This is a genomic window from Streptomyces sp. NPDC014733 (genome assembly GCF_043083385.1).
Lineage (GTDB): Bacteria > Actinomycetota > Actinomycetes > Streptomycetales > Streptomycetaceae > Streptomyces.
In genome coordinates this window covers 137,723-155,215 of record NZ_JBIBYO010000007.1, presented here as the reverse complement: position 1 = coordinate 155,215, position 17,493 = coordinate 137,723, and the positions used below count along the sequence as shown (strand labels likewise).

Here is a 17,493-nt window from a genome sequence, read left to right as displayed (position 1 = left end):
GGAACGGCCGGCGGCGCGCGGGGAGGCGGGCATGGACTGGTTCTGGTGGGTCTTCATCTTCTTCATGGCGGGTGGCTTCGCGAAGGTCGCCGACGCCGCGCGCGGTGCGCTGCGCACCCGCCACGAACGCCGCATGGAGCGCCTGGAGACCGACCGTGCGCGCCACGCCGAGCTGGCCGCGGCCCAGGAGCCGCCCAAGCCGGTCTGCGGTTGCACCCACCATCTCGCCAAGCACGACAAGAGCGGGAAGTGCCACGAGCCGGTGGAGCGTCCGGTCGCCTGGGACGCCGACCGCCGGCCGGTGCGCTACGAGGCCGGCCCCTGCGCCTGCCAGCAGTACGTCGGCCCGCAGCCGCTCGCCCAGATCTACGCCGAGGACCTCACCGACCAGGCGTGACCTGCGCGTGCGCCGGGTGCCCGAGCAGCATCGCGGGCGCTCCGGCGACCCGGGTGAGGAAGACCGTGCAGGTGTTCCGCCCGCTGAGCTTCAGCTTCCTGCGCAGCTCCTCGGGCTCCACCGCCGACCCGCGCTTCTTGATCACGGCGACGCCCACCTCCCGCTCCCGCAGCAGCGCCCGCAACTTCTTGACGTGGAACGGCAGCACGTCGGTGATCGCGTAGGCGGTGGCGTACGGCGTCGGGGTCAGCGCGTCCGCGGTGACGTAGGCGATCGTCGGGTCGATGAGCCGCCCGCCGACCTGCCGGGCGACGTCCGCGACGAGGTGGGCGCGGATCACCGCGCCGTCCGGTTCGTAGAGCCAGTCGCCGACCGGGCCCGGCTCCGGGTCGGGCAGGTCCGCGCCGAGCAGCGAGTCCCCGGCGGGCAGCAGCGTCGCCCGGCGGCCGCCCGGCCGGACGCCCCCGGGCCCGAACCACAGCACCGCCTCCTTCACGTCGCCGCCGTCGGAGATCCACTCGGTCTCGGCGTCCGCGGGCAGCGCCTCGTGCGGGACGCCCGGTGCGATCTTCAGCGCCGCGTACGGGGCGGTGCGGGCCGCGCCGATCGCCCAGGACAGCGGCGGCGAGTACGCCTCGGGGTCGAAGATCCGGCCGCCGCGCGCCTTGGTGCGCCGGGCCGGGTCGACGAAGACCGCGTCGTAACCGGCGGTGTCGGTCCCGGTGACATCGGCGCAGCGCACCTCGATCAGCTCGGCGAGCCCGAGCGCCTCGGCGTTGGCACGGGCCGCGGCGCAGGCCAGCGGATCCCGGTCGACGGCGAGCACCCGGATCCCGGCGCGGGCCAGCGCCAGCGCGTCCCCGCCGATACCCGCGCACAGATCGGCGACGGACCGGACGCCGAGCGCGGCGAGGCGGGCGGCGCGGTGTCCGGCGACGGCGGTACGGGTGGACTGCTCGACGCCGTTGGGCGTGAAGTACATCCGCCGGGCGTCCGCCCCGAACTTGGCCGCGGCGCGCTGGCGCAGCCGAGCCTGGCCCAGCGCGGCGGAGACCAGCGCGGCAGGGTGGTCGCGGCGCAGCCGGGTCGCGGTGGCCAGTTCATCGGCCGGGTCGTAGTCGTGCAGGGCGTCCAGCAGCGCCTGCCCCTCAGGGGTGAGCAGCGCCGCGAAGGAGTCGGGATCGGTCACCGTCCCATCATTCCTCGCCGCCACCGGGTGACGGCGGACGGGCCCTTACGGGGAGCCGGTCAGGGCCCGCGGCGCGCCCTCGGGCCGTGGGGACGCCCGGCCCCGAGCAGCCGCCCGCCCTCCCGCACGGGCCGTCTCCACCTCCCGTAAGGGGCCGGTGGTACGCCCCTGACCTGCCGTGACCCGCTCGGCGTAGGGCGGAGGGGGCCGTCGGACGGACGGCGCGCGGGGTGGCGTGGGCCGGTCGCCTGACCCTGCCGCGTGGCGGGCGACGGCACGGCGGAGGCCGCTGCCACTATCCGGCGTTATGCAGCTAATCAGACTTTTCTCGCATTCCGGGTGTCCCGGACCGGGCCGCCCGACGGCGCGCCGGACGCGCACCCTGGCCGCCTTCGGGGCCCTGGGCCTGCTCGCCGTCGGCTGCTCCGCCGCCGCGACGCCCTCCCCCCAGGACAACGCCCCCGCCCACGGCCGCCCCGCCGTGGCCCCCGCCGCCCGCGCCCTGCTCACCCAGGCCAAGCTGATCGAAAAGGCCCAGGCCCGCCGCGACGCCGTGGCCGCCCGCTGGGGCCTCGACGAGGCGCCGCTGGAGCCGCCCGAGCCGCCCGCCGCCAAACCCCGCATCACCACCGAGCCGGTCTTCGCCCGCGGCGACGGCCCGGACCTCCCCGTCGCCATCTCCCGCGTCCCCACCGACCGGAAGATCGTCTTCCTGACGCTGGACGACGGCTACGACAAGGACCCCGAGTTCCTCCGGATGGCGAAGGAGCTGCACGTCCCCTACAGCGCCTTCCTCAGCGACTACCTCGCCAAGGCGGGCAAGGGCTACGGCTTCTTCCGCACCGTCCAGCAGCAGGGCAACGGCGTGCACAACCACACGCTGCACCACCCCTACCTGCCCGGGCTGAGCGACGCCGGGCAGCGCAAGGAGATCTGCGGGCAGCAGGAGAACCTCACCCGCGAGATGGGCCGCACCCCGCGGCTCTTCCGGCCGCCCTACGGGGACTACACCCACGAGACCCTGAAGATCGCCGCGTCCTGCGGCATCTCCGTCGTCCCGCTGTGGGCCGAGGAGTTCTTCCCCGACCACATCGACTACAGCCGCGGCGACGGGAAGCTGCACCCCGGCGACATCATCCTCAGCCACTTCCGGGGCCGCGAGGACTGGCAGGCGACCATGCCCGACCTGCTCCGCAACGTCCTGCGCACCGCCACCGAGCAGGGCTTCGCCGTCGCACGTCTGGAGGACTACGTCTGAGCCGGCGCCCGCCCGGCACGTACGGGCGTCCACGGACGGCAGGGCCGGCCGGGGCGCGGCGGTTCCGGCCGTCAGCTCCCCGGTCCACCGGCGCGCGGGCCGGGCAGCGCACGCCGTCCCGCGCGCCGCCGGCCGCGCCGCGCGAAGGCGCCCACCGGCTCCCGGCGGCGCTGCGCCGCATCGCTGATCCGGAGCAGCACGGCGACCATCATCCAGTTCGCCACCAGCGACGATCCGCCCTTGGCGAGGAACGGCAGCGCCTTGCCGGTCAGCGGGATCAGCCCCGTCACCCCGCCGGCGACCACGAAGACCTGGAGCACCAGCGCGCCCGACAGTCCCACCGCGAGCAGCTTGCCGAACGGGTCGCGGGCGCTCACCCCGACCCGGAACCCGCGCTGGGCGAGCAGGGTGTAGAGCAGCAGGACGGCCATCACCCCGGCCATCCCCAGCTCCTCGCCGACGGTGGTGAGGATGAAGTCGCTGTTGCCCGCGAACCCGACCAGTTCGGGGTGGCCCTGGCCGAGCCCGGTACCGCCGACGCCGCCGCTGCCGAAGCTGAACAGCGACTCCGCCGACTGCGCCGAGATCAGCCCCGGCGGCCGCTTCTCCGGCGGCAGGAAGATGTCCATCGGGTGCAGCCAGGCCATCACCCGGCCCTTGACGTGCGGCTCCGCCGACCCCACGACCGCCGCCCCGACCGCCGCCATCAGCAGGCCGCAGACCACCCAGCCGGTCCGCTCGGTGGCCATGTACAGCATGATCACGAAGACGCCGAAGAAGATCAGCGACGTGCCCAGGTCGCGCTCGAAGACCAGCACCAGCAGGCTGATGATCCAGATCGTGAAGATCGGCCCGAGCTGGCGTCCGGGCGGCAGCTGCACGCCCATCACCCGCCGCCCGGTCAGCGCCAGCGCGTTGCGGTTCACCGTCAGATACCCGGCGAAGAACACCACGATCATCAGCTTCACGAACTCGCCGGGCTGCAACGACAGCGGCCCGAGCAGGATCCACCGCTTGGCGCCGAACTGGTCCGCGCCGAAGAACGCCGGCGCCATCAGCAGCACCAGCCCGACCGCCATCGTCAGATACACGTAGCGCTGCAGCACCCGGTGGTCGCGGAGGAGCAGCAGGATCGCCACGCAGACCGCAACCCCCAGGCACGTCCACACCAGCTGCCCGGTGGCCGCCTGCGCGGTCTGCAGCCGTGGCAGCCGTTCGTAGGTGATGTCGAGACGGTTCAGCAGGACGAGGCCGATGCCGGTGAGCAGCGTGGCCAGCGGCAGGATCAGCGGGTCGGCGCGCTCGGCGACGCGCCGGACGACCAGATGCGGCACCAGCGCGATCAGCACCATCGCGGCGGTGAACCACGGCATCCCGTCGGGCAGCCGCCCCTCCATCGACAGGCCGGTGTAGGCGTACCCGCCGACGGTGATCGCGACGGCGAAGGCGAGCATCCGGGCCTCGGTCCGGCGGCGGTCCGGTGCCTGGGCGAGCGCGGCGAACGTCATCGTGCGCTCGACGTCGCTCTCCTCCCGCGCGGCGCGTGCCGCACTCCTCGCTCCTCGCACCTGTCTCCTCCGTCATCCGCGAAGCTGCCCGCCCCGGTGGCCGGCCCGGCAACCTTGAGGGAAGACCGAGGCCCGGGGCGCCGGGTTGCGACGACGGCCCCTGATGTGTCCGATTCGGCACGGTATCCGGCCGGGACGGTGCAGGGCACGGCTCCGCCGGAGTCTCCCCCCGCGGACGGCCCGCGGCGCGGGCGACCCGTTCACGGCTCGACTGGCACTCCACTTGACCGAGTGCTAACCGCGTCATAGTGTCGGCGTTGGCACTCTCCGCAGGGGAGTGCTAAGCACGGCGATGGGCTGGTCCGGCACCCGCGACGACGGATCCAACTGCTCGCCACCTCAGACAGTTAACCCCGTGAGATCTCCGAAGGGGGAGGTCGGATCGTGACGACCGCCAGCACCAAGGTTGCCATCAAGCCGCTTGAGGACCGCATCGTGGTCCAGCCGCTCGACGCCGAGCAGACCACGGCCTCTGGCCTGGTCATCCCGGACACTGCCAAGGAGAAGCCCCAGGAGGGCGTCGTCCTGGCCGTCGGTCCGGGTCGCTTCGAGGAGGGCAACCGTCTTCCGCTCGACGTTTCCGTCGGCGACGTCGTGCTCTACAGCAAGTACGGCGGCACCGAGGTGAAGTACAACGGCGAGGAGTACCTCGTCCTCTCGGCTCGCGACGTTCTCGCGATCGTCGAGAAGTAAGTCACCCAGCATTCTGCTGTGATCTGCGCCCCTGGTTCCCGCGTCCAAGCACCGGGGCAGGGGCGCAGTTCGTTGAGAGCACGACGTTAAGGACACGTAACTCATGGCGAAGATCCTGAAGTTCGACGAGGACGCCCGTCGCGCCCTGGAGCGCGGCGTCAACAAGCTCGCCGACACGGTGAAGGTGACGATCGGCCCCAAGGGCCGCAACGTCGTCATCGACAAGAAGTTCGGCGCGCCGACCATCACCAACGACGGTGTCACCATTGCGCGTGAGGTCGAGGTCGACGACCCCTACGAGAACCTCGGCGCCCAGCTGGTGAAGGAGGTGGCGACCAAGACCAACGACATCGCGGGTGACGGCACCACCACCGCCACCGTGCTGGCCCAGGCGCTGGTCCGCGAGGGCCTGCGCAACGTCGCCGCCGGCGCCTCCCCCGCCGCCCTGAAGAAGGGCATCGACGCCGCCGTCAAGGCCGTCTCCGACGACCTGCTCGCGACCGCGCGTCCCATCGAGGACAAGACCGACATCGCCGCCGTCGCGGCCCTGTCCGCCCAGGACAAGCAGGTCGGCGAGCTGATCGCCGAGGCGATGGACAAGGTCGGCAAGGACGGTGTCATCACCGTCGAGGAGTCCAACACCTTCGGCCTGGAGCTGGACTTCACCGAGGGCATGGCCTTCGACAAGGGCTACCTCTCGCCCTACATGGTCACCGACCAGGAGCGGATGGAAGCGGTCCTGGAGGACCCCTACATCCTCATCCACCAGGGCAAGATCGCCTCGATCCAGGACCTGCTCCCGCTGCTGGAGAAGGTCATCCAGGCGGGTGGCTCCAAGCCGCTGCTGATCATCGCCGAGGACGTCGAGGGCGAAGCCCTGTCGACCTTGGTCGTCAACAAGATCCGCGGCACCTTCAACGCCGTCGCCGTCAAGGCGCCCGGCTTCGGTGACCGCCGCAAGGCGATGCTCGGCGACATGGCCACCCTCACCGGTGCCACCGTCATCGCCGAGGAGGTCGGCCTCAAGCTCGACCAGGCCGGTCTGGACGTGCTGGGCACCGCCCGCCGTGTGACCGTCACCAAGGACGACACCACCATCGTCGACGGTGGCGGCAACTCCGAGGACGTCGCGGGCCGCGTCAACCAGATCAAGGCCGAGATCGAGACCACCGACTCGGACTGGGACCGCGAGAAGCTCCAGGAGCGCCTCGCCAAGCTCGCCGGTGGCGTCTGCGTCATCCGCGTGGGTGCGGCCACCGAGGTCGAGCTGAAGGAGAAGAAGCACCGTCTGGAGGACGCCATCTCCGCGACCCGCGCCGCGGTCGAGGAGGGCATCGTCTCCGGTGGCGGTTCCGCGCTCGTCCACGCCGCCAAGGTGCTGGAGGGCGGCCTGGGCAAGGAGGGCGACGAGGCCACCGGTGTCGCCGTCGTCCGCCGCGCCGCCGTCGAGCCGCTGCGCTGGATCGCCGAGAACGCCGGCCTCGAGGGCTACGTCATCACCTCGAAGGTCGCCGAGCAGGACAAGGGCCAGGGCTTCAACGCCGCCACCGGCGAGTACGGCGACCTGGTCAAGGCCGGCGTCATCGACCCGGTGAAGGTCACCCGCTCCGCCCTGGAGAACGCCGCCTCCATCGCCTCGCTGCTCCTCACGACCGAGACCCTGGTCGTCGAGAAGCCCGCCGAGGAGGAGCCCGCCGAGGCCGGCCACGGCCACGGCCACGCCCACTGACCCGGCCCTGAACAGGCCGCGCCGGTAGCGCGCTGTACGAGGCCCGGTCCCCGATGGGGGCCGGGCCTCGTGGCGTGTGCGGGGGCCTGCCTGGGCGATGTCTGGTGTCAGGCGGCGGACGGAGCGCCGTCCCCGTCGCCGCCCTCGCCCTCCGTGTCCTCGTCGTCCTCCGCGTCGAGGTCGTCCACTCTCTGCTGCAAACGGGCGCCCCGGCTCTCCGGCACCCGGTGCACTTCGGCCAAGGCAACGTTCAGGTCGTAGGCCAGCAGGTGGATCTCACCGGGCGTCCACGCACAGGAGGCCAGGACGCGGCGAGCCTCCCCGATGAGAACGGCCGCCGACTCCATCTGCTCCGCCTCCATCCGGTCGGCGAGCCGCGAGACGTACCCAGTCCCGGTGCCGCCGATCAGGTAACACGGCTTCCCGTCGGGGCTGGCCCATGGCAGCAGCCGCGCGTGATCCATGGCGTTCATCGTGCCGTCACCGCCATGCCGCTGAGCAGGTCCGCCCCGACGGCACCGCGCGCCGCCGACCACAGCTGGCGCCGCGTCCGCCGTACGCGGTGCTCCGGCCGTCGTACCGAGGGAGTGAGGACGTAGGGACGTACGAGGGGGGTGTCCTCGCTGTGCGGTGGGGGGACGGACACGGATGCCGGGCGCGCGGTCGGTGCACCGGCCTGGCGTTCAACGGGGCGTGGGCCTGCGGCCCGGTGACAGCCCTGGGCGGGCAGTAGCCGGATCAGCAGCGTTTCGAAGATCGTTCGGATGATGCGAAGCATGTCGTCAACCTCCGTGCAGTGGAAGGCCCTTGTCGGTATGCGACGGGGCCCGTTGTGCGTCGGTGAACGTTCCGGTTCGGCGCCTCGGCCCGCTGCCGGGTGCCGTCTGCGACCGAGTGAAGCGCAACATCTCTAGAGATAGCTCTATTTCTCTAGAGATGTCATCCGTGGAGGTGACTACCCGATGGCGGGCGAACAGGCGGACTAGGGTGTCCAGAGATCAGGGAGGAGGGCGTATGGCCGCCAAGGGCAACGGTCGTCAGCCGAAATATCAGCGCATCGCTGAGGCGCTGAAGGAGGCGATCAAGGCCGGCGACTACGGCCCCGGTGAACGGCTTCCCGGCGAGAACGACCTCATGGCGACGTACCAAGTCGCGCGGATGACTGCGCGGCAGGCGTTGGGCGTTCTACAGAACGAGGGGGTCGCGGAGGCGCGCAAAGGCGCCGGTGTCTTCGTCCGAGACTACCGCCCGCTACGCCGCCGAGGAGTCCAGCGGCTCGCACGGGAGCAGTGGGGAGAGGGCCGGTCCATCTGGTCGACCGATGTCGGTGAGCGGGAGCTGGTCGTGGACCAGGTCGCCGTCAGCGAGGAGTTGGCGCCCGCGATCGTTGCCGACGTGCTCGGGATCGCGCCGCGCGAAGCGGTCTGCGTGCGTAGCCGCCGCTTCGTCCTCGACGGCAAGCCGGTACTGCTGGCCACCAGCTATCTGCCCGCCGCTCTGGTGGCCGGTTCGCCGATCGTCCGGGAGGACACCGGGCCCGGCGGCATCTACGCCCGCCTGGCCGAGCTGGGCTGCAAACCCCTGCGCTTCCGGGAGGAGATCCGCAGCCGGATGCCCTCCCGGGACGAGGCGGACCGGCTGCGCCTCGGCGCCGGTACGCCCGTGATCGTCATCGTCCGCACCGCCTTCGCGGACGGCGGCCGCCCTGTCGAGGTCAACGAGATGATCCTGGACTCGTCCGCGTACGTCCTCGAATACGACATCGAGGCGTAGTGGAGATGTGTGGAGCTGTGGCGCGCGGGGTCCGCTGACCCGACGGGCGCCACGCCCGCCGGGCCGGGGCGCAAGCCATCGCGCGCCCCGGCCGGTTCCGCTGCTACTTCGGCCCGAACTTCCGCCCCGTGCGCGACGTCAGGCCGCCCAGCACGCCGCGCGGGGCCAGCTTCGCGGCGCCCATCAGGGCCTTGTAGCGCGGGTCGGGGATGGAGAGGGAGCGGCCGCGGGCCAGGTCCTTCATCGCGGCGTCGACCAGCTTGTCCGCGTCCAGCCACAGCCAGCTGGGGATGTTGTCCGTGCCCATCCCGGCCCGCTGGTGGAATTCGGTCCGCACGAAGCCGGGGCACAGCGCCATCAGCCGCACCCCACTGCCGGACAGGTCCCGCGCCGCGCCCTGTGTGAACTGCACGACCCACGCCTTGCTCGCCCCGTAGGTGCCGCGCGGTACGAACGCCGCGACGGAGGCGACGTTGACGACCCCGCCGCGCCGCCGCTCCCGCATCCCGCGCACCGCCGCCGTGGTCAGCCGCAGCACCGCCTCGCAGTGCACCTTCAGCATCGCCAGCTCGTCGGCCATCGGGACGTCCAGATACTCGCCCTTGTTGCCGAAGCCCGCGTTGTTGACCAGCAGGTCCACCGGGTGGGTCCGGTCGCCGAGCCGCTCCTCGACCGCGGTGATGCCCTCCTCCGTGGCCAGATCGGCGCTCAGTACGCTCGCCTCGATGCCGTGCAGGTCGTGCAGTTCCGTCGCCTGCCGGTGCAGCCGCTTCTCGTCGCGCGCCACCAGGACGAGGTTGTGGCCGTCGTGCGCGAGGCGCCGGGCGAACGCCGCCCCGATGCCCGAGGTCGCTCCGGTGATCAATGCAGTCGTCATGCGCTGCACGCTATCCGGCCCGGATGACATGAACGCACCCGTCCGGCCCTCACCCGGCCAACCCGCGGCGCGTACACCTGCCCGTCGCCCGTGCGCCGTCCGCGGAGGAACCGGCGCGCCGGCATGGAGCACAGAAGATCAAAGCCGCAACCCTTATTTTCTTCATACCCCCAAGCTCCGCTTATGCTGGAGTCATGATCGAGGCTCGCCATCTCCGTGTGCTGCGTGAGGTCGCCCGTACCGGCTCGTTCTCCGCCGCCGCCCGGGAACTGGGCTGCACCCAGCCGGCCGTCAGTCAGCAGATGAAGGCCCTGGAGCAGTCGGCGGGCACTCCGCTGCTGATCCGCACCGGCCGCGAGATGCGGTTGACCCAGGCGGGTGAGGCTTTGGTGCGGCACGCCGTCGGCATCCTCGCCGGGCTCACCGCCGCGGAGGAGGAGGTCGCCGCCATCGCGGGGCTCCGGGCCGGCCGCGTCCGCCTGGTGTCCTTCCCCTCCGGCAGCTCCACGCTGGTGCCCGCCGCGCTGGCCGCCATGCGCGCCGCCCACCCGCGCACCCGGGTCTCCCTGGACGAGGCCGAGCCGCCCCGCTCGATCGAGATGCTGCGTAACGGCGACTGCGAGATCGCGCTCGCCTTCCGCTATCCGGAGGTGCGCGCCGCCGCCCCGGAAGCCTGCTCCGACTGGGACGACCTGGTCGTCCGCCCGGTCCTCGCCGACCGTCTGGTGGGCCTGGTCCCGGAGGGCCACCGCCTCGCCGCCACCGGCTCCGCCGCCTTCGGTGATCTCGCGGACGAGCCGTGGATCGCCGGGTGCCCCCGCTGCCGTACGCATCTGGTCGAGGTGTGCGAGCGCGCCGGATTCACCCCGCGCATCGACTTCGCCACCGACGACTACCCGGCCGTGATCGGCCTGGTCGGCGCGGGCCTGGGCGTCGCCGCGCTCCCCGAGCTGACCCTCGCGTCGGTACGCCCCAAGGGTGCGCGCACGGTGCGCCTGGAGCCCGCCGTGCACCGCGAGATCGTCGCCCTCACCCTGCCGGACCTCGCGCGGGTCCCGGCCGTCGGCGCCATGCTCGACCAGCTGGAGAGCGCCGCCGCCCGCTGATCCGGCGGAGTACAGCCCTGGGCTCGTCACCGGCGCAGGGCAGCGCATCGCGTGACCACACCCCTGGCCGAGGTGCGGCCACACCCCTGGAGGAACGTTTCTGCTGGACGGGTCGGCTGTTCGGCGTCAGCCGCTCTGGGCGCTCGCGGGGCCGACCAGCGTGGTCGCGGGGACCATCCGGTGCCGGGCCCGGCCCATCAGCTCCTCGCGTTCGTCCTCGGTCAGGCCGCCCCAGACCCCGTAGGGCTCGCGGACGGCCAGCGCATGCGCCGCGCATTCGGCCCGTACGGGGCAGCGCATGCAGACCTCCTTCGCCGATGTCTCACGCGCGCTGCGGGCGGCGCCGCGTTCCCCTTCGGGGTGGAAGAACAGCGAACTGTCCACACCGCGGCAGGCTGCCAGCAGCTGCCAGTCCCAGAGGTCTGCGTTCGGGCCCGGGAGGCGGGAGAAATCTGCCATTGCGTGTCCCCTCGAAGCGATAGCTGTATCGGGCTCGGTGGTGACGACGGTACATCTACTGTGTAAGTAGATGTAAATATGACTCATTGCGAATCTAGCGTCAGATCGCCGGAAAATGGAAGGAAGAGAGCCAAATAGGGCATAAGGTTCATTCGCGGGCGAGTGGTCGCCCGCGACGGCCCTGTTTGGCGGCGTATCGTCGGCGTATCGTCTGCGTATCCGGGCACTTACGCAGCGTGCCGAATTCGATGCTCGAACCCGTAACTCTTTCGAGTGACCGTCGTTGAGTGTGCGAAAGCGGTTGGCGGAGTTAGTGATCGGGCAGGTGTCCGAGCCCGTCAAGCGCACAGGTGACGATACGTACCAGCCTGGAGGCTCAAGGTGACGCGCAGCAGCTGTGAGAGCCGCGGGGGACAGTCATGACTTCCGTCCTCGTCTGTGACGACTCCCCGCTTGCCCGAGAGGCGCTCCGCCGCGCGGTTGCGACCGTTCCCGGCGTCGAGCGTGTGACGACGGCCGCCAACGGCGAGGAAGTCCTCCGCCGCTGGGGTGCCGATCGCTCGGATCTGATTCTGATGGATGTGCGGATGCCCGGTCTGGGCGGTGTGGAGACGGTGCGCCGGCTGCTGTCCGCCGACCCGGGCGCCCGGATCATCATGCTCACGGTGGCCGAGGACCTGGACGGCGTGGCCCTCGCGGTCGCCGCCGGGGCCCGCGGTTATCTGCACAAGGACGCCTCGCGCGCCGAGTTGCGGGCCACGGTCACCCAGGCGCTCGCGGACCCGACGTGGCGGCTCGCCCCGCGGCGGCTGCGGTCCGCCGAGATGGGTGCCGCCCCGACGCTCACCGCCCGCGAGATCCAGGTGCTGGAGGGCATGAGCCACGGCCGCTCGAACGCCGAGATCGGCCGGGAGCTGTTCCTCTCCGAGGACACGGTCAAGACCCACGCCCGGCGGCTGTTCAAAAAGCTCGGCGCCTCGGACCGCGCCCATGCGGTGGCCCTGGGCTTCCGTTGGGGTCTGGTGCGCTGACCACCGGGTCAACGGGGTCACGGCGGCTCTCTCCGGCGGGAGGAGCGAGCGTTGTGGCCCCTTGCCACGTGGGTGTTGGGCGGTGCGGCGCAGGTCGTGCGCGGGGGAGCGCCGCCGTCCGTACGGCGGGCCGCGCCGGTCTTCGGGGGCCGGGCGCCGCTCGGCGGCGCGCCCCGGGGTGGTCCGTGAGCGGTGTGCGCAACCCTTAGACGTCGAAACGTCACGGGATGCCGCATCCTTGACGTGTGACTCCTCCCCGGCGGAGGCCGGGGCTTCTCACTCGGCCAAGAAGAGACCTCATGACGGACAAGCCTTACCCGATGCCTCACGGCACGGATACACGCTACCGGCGAGGACTCGACGTCGGCATGGGCACAACCCGATCGGGGGAGGCGTGGGACGTGCGTGCTAACGCGGCGGCTCGTAACGGTTCAGTGCACAACGACGAGGGCGGTGCCGAGAGCGGTGCCGCGTCAAGGCACCATGGTCCGATGCGCGATGACGGCAAGCAGGAGATCGGTGATCTCGTTGCACGCGCAGTCGAGGGGGATCAGCGGGCCACGCACGATCTCCTGGCCCATGTGCATCCGCTGGCGCTGCGCTACTGCCGGACCCGGCTCTCCCGGCTCCCGGGGGACGCCCGGCACTTCGTCGAGGATCTGGCGCAGGAGGTCTGTGTCGCGGTGCTCTGCGCGCTGCCGCGCTACCGCGACACCGGGAAGCCGTTCGAGGCATTCGTCTTCGCCATCGCCGGGCACAAGGTCGCCGATCTCCAGCGCGCCGCGATGCGCGGGCCCGGGAGTACGGCGGTGCCGTCCGACGAGATGCCCGAGCAGCCGGACAACTCGCTCGGGCCCGAGGAGCGGGCGCTGCTGAGCAGCGATGCCGCGTGGGCGAAGAAGCTGCTGGCCAACCTGCCGGAGAACCAGCGGGAGCTGGTGCTGCTGCGGGTCGCGGTCGGGCTGACGGCGGAGGAGACCGGGCAGATGCTCGGGATGTCGCCGGGTGCGGTGCGGGTCGCGCAGCACCGGGCGCTGAGCAGGCTGCGGGCGCTCGCCGAGCAGTAGGCCCGGGGTGGCGTGATCCGTGCGCCGATGGCCGGATGCGGCCGTAGGAAGGTACGGGTGATGAGGCCCTCATTCCTCGTGGAATGAGACACCACTTCAGGCCGTTAGCATGGACGTCCGCGCCGAGGCAAGAGCATTGGGGAAGGTGTCATGAGCGACAACGTCGATGGAGTACCTGAGAAATTCGCGACACTCGGGCTGACCTACGACGACGTGCTGCTGCTGCCGGGCGCATCCGAGGTGCTGCCCAACGCGGTCGACATCTCGTCCCGTATCTCGCGCAACGTCCGGGTGAACATCCCGCTGCTCTCCGCCGCGATGGACAAGGTCACCGAGGCCCGGATGGCCATCGCGATGGCGCGGCAGGGCGGCGTCGGTGTGCTGCACCGCAATCTGTCGGTCGAGGACCAGGTCAACCAGGTCGACCTCGTCAAGCGTTCCGAGTCCGGCATGGTGACCGACCCGATCACCGTGCACCCGGACGCCACGCTCGCCGAGGCCGACGCGCTGTGCGCGAAGTTCCGCATCAGCGGCGTCCCGGTGACCGACGCGGCCGGCAAGCTGCTCGGCATCGTCACCAACCGTGACATGGCCTTCGAGCCCGACCGCAGCCGTCAGGTGCGCGAGGTCATGACGCCGATGCCGCTGGTCACCGGCAAGGTCGGCATCTCCGGTGTCGACGCCATGCAGCTGCTGCGCCGCCACAAGATCGAGAAGCTTCCGCTGGTCGACGACGCGGGCGTCCTCAAGGGCCTGATCACGGTCAAGGACTTCGTCAAGGCCGAGCAGTACCCGAACGCGGCGAAGGACGCCGAGGGCCGTCTCCTCGTCGGTGCCGCCGTCGGTGCGAGCCCCGAGGCGCTGGAGCGCGCGCAGGCGCTGGCCGAGGCGGGCGCGGACTTCCTGATCGTCGACACCTCGCACGGCCACAACAGCAATGCGCTGAACTGGATGGCGAAGATCAAGGCCAGCGTGAACGTCGACGTCATCGGCGGCAACGTCGCGACGCGGGACGGCGCGCAGGCCCTGATCGACGCCGGTGTCGACGGCGTCAAGGTCGGCGTCGGCCCCGGCTCCATCTGCACCACCCGCGTCGTCGCCGGTATCGGCGTCCCGCAGGTCACCGCGATCTACGAGGCGGCGCTCGCCGCCCGCGCGGCCGGTGTCCCGGTCATCGGCGACGGCGGTCTGCAGTACTCCGGCGACATCGGCAAGGCGCTCGCCGCCGGTGCCGACACGGTGATGCTGGGCAGCCTCCTCGCCGGCTGTGAGGAGTCGCCGGGTGAGCTGCTGTTCATCAACGGCAAGCAGTTCAAGTCGTACCGCGGCATGGGTTCCCTCGGGGCGATGCAATCCCGTGGCCAGGGCCGTTCGTTCTCCAAGGACCGCTACTTCCAGGCCGATGTCGCCTCCGACGACAAGCTCGTGCCCGAGGGCATCGAGGGCCAGGTGCCCTACCGCGGCCCGCTGGCCAACGTGCTGCACCAGCTCGTCGGCGGTCTGCGGCAGACGATGGGCTACGTGGGTGCCGCCTCCATCGACGAGATGGAGTCGAAGGGCCGCTTCGTCCGGATCACCTCGGCGGGTCTCAAGGAGAGCCACCCGCACGACATCCAGATGACGGTCGAGGCGCCGAACTACAGCCGTAAGTAGCACCACGCCCGTGAGGGGCGGCACCGGACGCTCCGGAGCCGCCCCTCACACGCGTGTCGGAGATACTGGGACACGCAGACCAAGAGGGAAAGGCCCCACAACGTGACTGAGATCGAGATCGGGCGCGGCAAGCGCGGCCGCCGGGCGTACGCCTTCGACGACATCGCCGTCGTACCGAGTCGCCGCACCCGCGACCCGAAGGAGGTCTCGATCGCCTGGCAGATCGACGCCTACCGCTTCGAGCTGCCGTTCCTGGCGGCCCCGATGGACTCCGTGGTCTCGCCGCAGGCCGCCATCCGCATCGGTGAGCTGGGCGGCCTCGGCGTCCTCAACCTGGAGGGCCTGTGGACCCGCTACGAGGACCCGGAGCCGCTGCTCGCCGAGATCGCCGAGCTGGACGGTGAGACGGCCACCAGGCGGATGCAGGAGATCTACGCCGCGCCGATCAAGGAAGAGCTGATCGGCCGGCGCATCAAGGAGGTGCGCGACTCCGGTGTCGTCACCGCCGCCGCGCTCTCCCCGCAGCGCACCGCGCAGTTCTCGCAGGCCGTGGTCGACGCCGGCGTCGACATCTTCGTGATCCGCGGTACGACGGTCTCCGCCGAGCACGTCTCGTCGGCCGCCGAGCCGCTCAACCTCAAGCAGTTCATCTACGAGCTGGACGTCCCGGTGATCGTCGGCGGCTGCGCCACGTACACCGCGGCGCTGCACCTGATGCGGACCGGCGCCGCCGGTGTGCTGGTCGGCTTCGGCGGCGGCGCGGCGCACACCACCCGTAACGTGCTCGGCATCCAGGTGCCGATGGCGACGGCGGTGGCGGATGTCGCGGCGGCGCGGCGGGACTACATGGACGAGTCCGGCGGCCGGTACGTCCACGTCATCGCCGACGGCGGCGTGGGCTTCTCCGGAGACCTGCCGAAGGCCATCGCCTGCGGTGCGGACGCCGTGATGATGGGCTCCCCGCTGGCCCGTGCGACGGATGCGCCCGGCCGCGGCCACCACTGGGGCATGGAGGCGGTCCACGAGGACGTGCCGCGCGGCAAGCGCGTGGACCTCGGCGCCGTCGGCACCACCGAGGAGGTGCTGCTCGGCCCGTCGACCACGCCCGACGGTTCGATGAACTTCTTCGGCGCGCTGCGCCGGGCGATGGCGACGACCGGCTACTCCGAGCTGAAGGAGTTCCAGCGGGTCGAGGTGACGGTCGACCCGTCGTAGCGCGGCCGGCGCCGACCGCGGCGGACGGCACGAGGGGCCCGGACCACCACCACGGTGGTCCGGGCCCCTTCGCGTGTCACAGCCGGTGGGCCGCCCCGGCGGGCGTCGCCCCGCGGGTGTCGAGCAGCAGCTGGGCCTTGACCGACAGGCCCTGGAGGTCGTACGTGCGGTGCGGCTGGAGGAGGACCGTGAGGTCGGCGCCGGCGGCGGACTCGTAGACGGAGTCGGCGCGGGGGACCGGGCGGTCGAGGACGGTCCAGCGGGGGACATACGGGTCGTGGTACGCGACGTGGGCGCCGAGTTCCGTCAGGCGGGCGGCGATCTCGCGGGCGGGGGCGCCCTCCTGGTCGCCGATGTCGGGCTTGTAGGTGACGCCGACGAGGAGGACGCGGGCGCCGCGGGCGGACTTGCCGTGCTCGTTGAGGAGGGTGGCGCAGCGCCGGGCGACATAGCCGGGCATCCGGTCGTTGACCTCCTGCGCCAGCTCGACCATGCGCAGCGGGTAGCCGAGGGAACGGCCCTGGTAGGCGAGGTAGTTGGGGTCGACGGGGGCGGCGTGGCCGCCGACGCCGGGGCCGGGGCGGAACGCCTGGAAGCCGAACGGTTTGGTCTCGGCGCAGCGGATGACGTCCCAGAGGTCGACGCCGATGTCGTGGCAGAAGACCGCCATCTCGTTCATCAGGGCGATGTTGAGGTGGCGGTAGTTGGTCTCCAGGAGCCCTGAGGTCTCGGCCTCGCGGGTGCCGCGGGCGCGGACGACCTTGTCGGTGAGGCGGCCGTAGAAGGCGGCGGCGGCTTCCGTGCAGGCGGCGGTGAGGCCGCCGATGACCTTCGGGGTGTGGGCGTAGGGGTGGGTGCGGTTGCCGGGGTCGTGGCGGGGCGGGGAGCAGGCGAGGTGGAAGTCGCGGCCGGCGGTGAGGCCGGAGCCCTCTTCCAGCAGGGGGCGCAGGAAGTCCTCGGTGGTGCCCGGGTAGGCGGTGGATTCGAGGATGACGGTGGTGTGCGGGCGCAGCCGGGCGGCGAGGGCGCGGGCCGCGTCGGCGACGGCGGTGAGGTCGAGGGCGCGGTCGGCGCCGAGCGGGGTGGGGACGCAGATGACCGCGGTGCGGACCCGGCCGAGGGCGGCGGGGTCGTCGGTGGTGCGGAATCCGGCGGCGGTCAGCCGCCGGAGTTCGGTGGCGGTGAGCGGGCCGTCGGGGGCGGTGAGCGGGGTGGCGTGCGGATCGGGGGCGTAGCCGACGGTGGAGAATCCGGCCGCGGTGGCGGCCTGGGCGAGGGGGAGGCCGAGGTGGCCGAGGCCGATGACGGCGAGGTCTGCGGGCATGCTGCTGCCGCCCTTCCCGAGCGATTCCGATTGACGCATAAGTAGACTAAGCCGACATTTCCCGCAGAATGGGAATTGATGGATCAAGGTGGCGGGGTGTTGCCGCCGGTGGCGGCAGGGGGAGTGACGGCAGCCGACGCGGACAGAATCGACC

General features: G+C 71.6%; 16 protein-coding genes. 10 read left to right on the top strand and 6 right to left on the bottom strand.

Going from position 1 to position 17,493, the window contains the following annotated elements; genetic code table 11:
- The first annotated feature begins 31 nt into the window (after positions 1-31).
- Entirely contained in the window at positions 32-397 is a 366-nt protein-coding gene (locus ACF1BH_RS18270; protein ID WP_391643495.1) for a hypothetical protein, read from the top strand.
- Here ACF1BH_RS18270 and ACF1BH_RS18265 read toward each other — a convergent pair.
- Positions 381-1,586 (bottom strand): methyltransferase domain-containing protein, encoded by a 1,206-nt coding sequence (locus ACF1BH_RS18265; RefSeq protein WP_391643494.1) that lies wholly within the window; start codon positions 1,584-1,586, stop codon positions 381-383. The genes ACF1BH_RS18270 and ACF1BH_RS18265 overlap by 17 nt on opposite strands.
- A gap of 307 nt (positions 1,587-1,893) precedes the next feature.
- On the opposite strand from ACF1BH_RS18265, the gene ACF1BH_RS18260 reads away from it, so the two are divergent.
- A complete protein-coding gene (locus ACF1BH_RS18260; protein ID WP_391643493.1) occupies positions 1,894-2,844 on the top strand; it encodes a polysaccharide deacetylase family protein in 951 nt (316 codons plus the stop codon).
- A gap of 71 nt (positions 2,845-2,915) precedes the next feature.
- Here ACF1BH_RS18260 and ACF1BH_RS18255 read toward each other — a convergent pair whose 3' ends face one another.
- Positions 2,916-4,352, bottom strand: coding sequence for an FtsW/RodA/SpoVE family cell cycle protein (locus tag ACF1BH_RS18255; protein WP_391643657.1), 1,437 nt, complete (start codon positions 4,350-4,352; stop codon positions 2,916-2,918).
- A 444-nt stretch (positions 4,353-4,796) separates the two neighbouring features.
- Here ACF1BH_RS18255 and groES point away from each other — a divergent pair, with 444 nt between their 5' ends.
- Both groES and groL read left to right on the top strand, forming a co-directional pair.
- Positions 4,797-5,105 (top strand): co-chaperone GroES, encoded by a 309-nt coding sequence (groES, locus tag ACF1BH_RS18250; RefSeq protein ID WP_030287454.1) that lies wholly within the window; start codon positions 4,797-4,799, stop codon positions 5,103-5,105.
- A gap of 103 nt (positions 5,106-5,208) precedes the next feature.
- Positions 5,209-6,834 (top strand): chaperonin GroEL, encoded by a 1,626-nt coding sequence (groL, locus tag ACF1BH_RS18245; RefSeq protein WP_391643492.1) that lies wholly within the window; start codon positions 5,209-5,211, stop codon positions 6,832-6,834.
- 107 nt (positions 6,835-6,941) lie between these two features.
- Here the strand turns inward: groL and ACF1BH_RS18240 are convergent, their stop codons facing one another.
- Positions 6,942-7,298, bottom strand: a complete 357-nt coding sequence (locus ACF1BH_RS18240; protein ID WP_391643491.1) for a hypothetical protein — start codon at positions 7,296-7,298, stop codon at positions 6,942-6,944.
- 550 nt (positions 7,299-7,848) lie between these two features.
- On the opposite strand from ACF1BH_RS18240, the gene ACF1BH_RS18235 reads away from it, so the two are divergent.
- Positions 7,849-8,607 (top strand): GntR family transcriptional regulator, encoded by a 759-nt coding sequence (locus tag ACF1BH_RS18235; protein WP_391643490.1) that lies wholly within the window; start codon positions 7,849-7,851, stop codon positions 8,605-8,607.
- 103 nt (positions 8,608-8,710) lie between these two features.
- Here the strand turns inward: ACF1BH_RS18235 and ACF1BH_RS18230 are convergent, their stop codons facing one another.
- On the bottom strand, positions 8,711-9,484 hold the full coding sequence (locus tag ACF1BH_RS18230) for an SDR family NAD(P)-dependent oxidoreductase (RefSeq protein ID WP_391643489.1): 774 nt from the start codon (positions 9,482-9,484) through the stop codon (positions 8,711-8,713).
- A gap of 194 nt (positions 9,485-9,678) precedes the next feature.
- On the opposite strand from ACF1BH_RS18230, the gene ACF1BH_RS18225 reads away from it, so the two are divergent.
- Positions 9,679-10,590, top strand: coding sequence for a LysR family transcriptional regulator (locus ACF1BH_RS18225; protein WP_391643488.1), 912 nt, complete (start codon positions 9,679-9,681; stop codon positions 10,588-10,590).
- A 126-nt stretch (positions 10,591-10,716) separates the two neighbouring features.
- On the opposite strand, the gene ACF1BH_RS18220 is transcribed toward ACF1BH_RS18225, so the two are convergent.
- Positions 10,717-11,049: a WhiB family transcriptional regulator gene (locus tag ACF1BH_RS18220; RefSeq protein ID WP_391643487.1), complete on the bottom strand. Its 333-nt coding sequence runs from the start codon at positions 11,047-11,049 to the stop codon at positions 10,717-10,719.
- 419 nt (positions 11,050-11,468) lie between these two features.
- Between ACF1BH_RS18220 and ACF1BH_RS18215 the strand changes: the two genes are divergently transcribed.
- From ACF1BH_RS18215 to ACF1BH_RS18200, 4 genes are all read left to right on the top strand, one after another.
- Positions 11,469-12,080 (top strand): response regulator transcription factor, encoded by a 612-nt coding sequence (locus tag ACF1BH_RS18215; protein ID WP_003948568.1) that lies wholly within the window; start codon positions 11,469-11,471, stop codon positions 12,078-12,080.
- Positions 12,081-12,571: 491 nt separating this feature from the next.
- Entirely contained in the window at positions 12,572-13,147 is a 576-nt protein-coding gene (locus tag ACF1BH_RS18210) for a sigma-70 family RNA polymerase sigma factor (RefSeq protein ID WP_391643486.1), read from the top strand.
- A gap of 150 nt (positions 13,148-13,297) precedes the next feature.
- Complete coding sequence (guaB, locus tag ACF1BH_RS18205) at positions 13,298-14,800, top strand: IMP dehydrogenase (RefSeq protein ID WP_391643485.1); 1,503 nt, start codon at positions 13,298-13,300, stop codon at positions 14,798-14,800.
- Positions 14,801-14,902: 102 nt separating this feature from the next.
- Positions 14,903-16,015, top strand: coding sequence for a GuaB3 family IMP dehydrogenase-related protein (locus tag ACF1BH_RS18200; protein WP_391643484.1), 1,113 nt, complete (start codon positions 14,903-14,905; stop codon positions 16,013-16,015).
- 76 nt (positions 16,016-16,091) lie between these two features.
- On the opposite strand, the gene ACF1BH_RS18195 is transcribed toward ACF1BH_RS18200, so the two are convergent.
- Complete coding sequence (locus ACF1BH_RS18195) at positions 16,092-17,339, bottom strand: nucleotide sugar dehydrogenase (RefSeq protein WP_391643483.1); 1,248 nt, start codon at positions 17,337-17,339, stop codon at positions 16,092-16,094.
- Positions 17,340-17,493: the final 154 nt, after the last annotated feature.

Coding starts and splice junctions, on each gene's coding strand:
- ACF1BH_RS18255 (WP_391643657.1), bottom strand. CDS start 4,352: ATGACGTTCGCCGCGCTCGCCCAGGCACCGGACCGCCGCCGGACCGAG.
- ACF1BH_RS18230 (WP_391643489.1), bottom strand. CDS start 9,484: ATGACGACTGCATTGATCACCGGAGCGACCTCGGGCATCGGGGCGGCG.
- ACF1BH_RS18240 (WP_391643491.1), bottom strand. CDS start 7,298: ATGGATCACGCGCGGCTGCTGCCATGGGCCAGCCCCGACGGGAAGCCG.
- ACF1BH_RS18220 (WP_391643487.1), bottom strand. CDS start 11,049: ATGGCAGATTTCTCCCGCCTCCCGGGCCCGAACGCAGACCTCTGGGAC.
- ACF1BH_RS18215 (WP_003948568.1), top strand. CDS start 11,469: ATGACTTCCGTCCTCGTCTGTGACGACTCCCCGCTTGCCCGAGAGGCG.
- ACF1BH_RS18260 (WP_391643493.1), top strand. CDS start 1,894: ATGCAGCTAATCAGACTTTTCTCGCATTCCGGGTGTCCCGGACCGGGC.
- ACF1BH_RS18235 (WP_391643490.1), top strand. CDS start 7,849: ATGGCCGCCAAGGGCAACGGTCGTCAGCCGAAATATCAGCGCATCGCT.
- ACF1BH_RS18195 (WP_391643483.1), bottom strand. CDS start 17,339: ATGCCCGCAGACCTCGCCGTCATCGGCCTCGGCCACCTCGGCCTCCCC.
- groL (WP_391643492.1), top strand. CDS start 5,209: ATGGCGAAGATCCTGAAGTTCGACGAGGACGCCCGTCGCGCCCTGGAG.
- ACF1BH_RS18270 (WP_391643495.1), top strand. CDS start 32: ATGGACTGGTTCTGGTGGGTCTTCATCTTCTTCATGGCGGGTGGCTTC.
- ACF1BH_RS18225 (WP_391643488.1), top strand. CDS start 9,679: ATGATCGAGGCTCGCCATCTCCGTGTGCTGCGTGAGGTCGCCCGTACC.
- guaB (WP_391643485.1), top strand. CDS start 13,298: ATGAGCGACAACGTCGATGGAGTACCTGAGAAATTCGCGACACTCGGG.
- ACF1BH_RS18210 (WP_391643486.1), top strand. CDS start 12,572: ATGCGCGATGACGGCAAGCAGGAGATCGGTGATCTCGTTGCACGCGCA.